Annotated in this window: 2 protein-coding genes; both read left to right on the forward strand. The window is 68.8% G+C overall.

Features of this window, described 5'->3' with window-relative positions; all coding sequences use genetic code 11:
* The first annotated feature begins 115 nt into the window (after nt 1-115).
* Entirely contained in the window at nt 116-1654 is a 1539-nt protein-coding gene (locus tag STRIP9103_RS24590) for an RNA polymerase sigma factor (protein WP_048820913.1), read from the forward strand.
* A gap of 146 nt (nt 1655-1800) precedes the next feature.
* Nucleotides 1801-2616 carry a S1 family peptidase gene (locus STRIP9103_RS24595; RefSeq protein ID WP_009321429.1) on the forward strand — a complete coding sequence of 272 codons (816 nt, stop codon included), beginning with the start codon at nt 1801-1803 and terminating at the stop codon, nt 2614-2616.
* Nucleotides 2617-2656 lie beyond the last annotated feature (40 nt).

Consider the following 2656-nt stretch of genomic DNA (forward strand, 5'->3'; position numbering starts at 1 on the left):
TGTGCATCTTCCCGGCCCCCGCCCGCACCGTCGGCCCATTCCCAAGCCGGTGGTCGGCTCCTGTCCACAGTGGACGGGGCCGGAAGCCGTTTTCCAACGTTCCGAGAGGTTGTTCGTGTCGGCCAGCACATCCCGTACGCTCCCGCCGGAGATCGCCGAGTCCGTCTCTGTCATGGCGCTCATTGAGCGGGGAAAGGCTGAGGGGCAGATCGCCGGCGACGATGTGCGTCGGGCCTTCGAAGCCGACCAGATCCCGGCCACTCAGTGGAAGAACGTACTGCGCAGCCTCAATCAGATCCTCGAGGAAGAGGGTGTGACGCTGATGGTCAGTGCCGCGGAGCCCAAGCGCACCCGAAAGAGCGTCGCAGCGAAGAGTCCGGCCAAGCGCACCGCCACCAAGACGGTCGCGGCGAAGACGGTGACCACCAAGAAGGCCACCGCCCCCACCGCCCCGGCGGCGCCCGTGGCAGACGCCTCCGCCGAGGACGCTCCCGCCAAGAAGGCCGCCGCGAAGAAGGCGGCCGCGAAGAAGGCGGTCGCCGTAAAGAAGGCCGCTCCCGCAAAGAAGACGGCCGCCAAGAAGACCACCGCCAAGAAGGACGACGTCGAGCTGCTCGAGGAAGAGGTCCTCGAGGAGACCCCGGGCAAGCCCGGCGACGAGCCCGAGGGCACCGAGAGCGCCGGATTCGTACTGTCCGACGAGGACGAGGACGACGCGCCCGCCCAGCAGGTCGCCGCCGCCGGTGCCACCGCCGACCCGGTCAAGGACTACCTCAAGCAGATCGGCAAGGTCCCGCTGCTCAACGCCGAGCAGGAGGTCGAGCTCGCCAAGCGCATCGAGGCCGGTCTGTTCGCCGAGGACAAGCTGTCCAACGCCGACAAGCTCGCCCCCAAGCTCAAGCGCGAGCTGGAGATCATCGCCGAGGACGGCCGCCGCGCCAAGAACCACCTCCTGGAGGCCAACCTCCGTCTGGTGGTCTCCCTGGCCAAGCGCTACACCGGCCGCGGCATGCTCTTCCTGGACCTGATCCAGGAGGGCAACCTCGGTCTGATCCGCGCGGTCGAGAAGTTCGACTACACCAAGGGCTACAAGTTCTCCACGTACGCCACCTGGTGGATCCGTCAGGCGATCACCCGTGCCATGGCCGACCAGGCCCGCACCATCCGTATCCCGGTGCACATGGTCGAGGTCATCAACAAGCTCGCGCGTGTGCAGCGTCAGATGCTCCAGGACCTGGGCCGTGAGCCCACCCCGGAGGAGCTGGCCAAGGAGCTCGACATGACCCCGGAGAAGGTCATCGAGGTCCAGAAGTACGGCCGCGAGCCCATCTCACTGCACACCCCGCTGGGCGAGGACGGCGACAGCGAGTTCGGTGACCTCATCGAGGACTCCGAGGCCGTCGTCCCGGCCGACGCGGTCAGCTTCACGCTTCTGCAGGAGCAGCTGCACTCTGTCCTCGACACGCTCTCCGAGCGCGAGGCGGGCGTCGTCTCCATGCGCTTCGGTCTCACCGACGGTCAGCCGAAGACCCTCGACGAGATCGGCAAGGTGTACGGCGTCACGCGTGAGCGGATCCGCCAGATCGAGTCGAAGACGATGTCGAAGCTGCGCCACCCGTCCCGCTCGCAGGTCCTGCGCGACTACCTCGACTGAGCAGCTCAGGCCCGGCCCGCGCGGTCGTCATCGAAGGCCCGGTTCCCTCGAAGGAGCCGGGCCTTCGGCGTGTGTGCGGCATGCGGACGCCCGTCGCGTGGATCACTCTGGGTGGTGCCATTCACATCCCAGAGTGAGGAGCGCGCATGCGTCGGCCCTTCGCCCGGTTGCTGGCTCTCGCGGCCACCACGGCCGTCATACCGCTGGCATCACCCCCGACCGCGACGGCCGAGGTCGTCATCGGGGGTCATCCCGTCGAGATCTCCCAGGCGCCCTGGACGGTGGCCATGTCCAGCCGTGACCGGTTCGGCGGTACGCGGGCCGGACAGTTCTGTGGCGGTGTGGTGATCTCCCGCTCGATGGTGCTGACGGCCGCCCACTGCCTCGGCGAGGACGTACTGGGGGCCCCGCCGGAACAGATCACCGACCTCAAGGTCATCACCGGCCGTTCCGAACTGGCGTCGAAGGAGGGCGCAGAGATCCCGGTGCACGGCGTCTGGATCAATCCGAAGTACAACGCCTCCACGGACGCCGGGGACTTCGCCGTCGTCACCCTTGCCGAGCCACTGCCTCAGAGCTCCGTCATCTCGATGGCCGGGGTCGGCGACCCGGCGTACCAGCCGGGCACGGCAGCGGCGGTCTACGGCTGGGGCGACACCACGGGCGTCGGGGACTATGCGCGGAGCCTGCGGGCAGCGCCGGTGAAAGTGCTGGCCGACACAGTCTGCGAGACGGCCTATCCGGGCGGCGCGGAGGGCCGATACCTCGCCGACTCCATGGTGTGCGCGGGGGAGCTCAGCGGCGGCAAGGACGCCTGCCAAGGGGACAGCGGGGGACCGCTGGTCGCCCAGGGGAAGCTGATCGGGCTCGTGTCATGGGGCAGCGGCTGTGGAGTGGCCGGGAGTCCCGGCGTCTACACCAGGGGCTCGTACGTGGCCCAGGCGCTGACGGGGAGCCGCTGAGGCGGCGCTGAGGGGCGTACGACGCCACGCGCCGTGCGAG

Origin of the sequence: Streptomyces ipomoeae 91-03, from assembly GCF_000317595.1 — a bacterium.
Lineage (GTDB): Bacteria > Actinomycetota > Actinomycetes > Streptomycetales > Streptomycetaceae > Streptomyces > Streptomyces ipomoeae.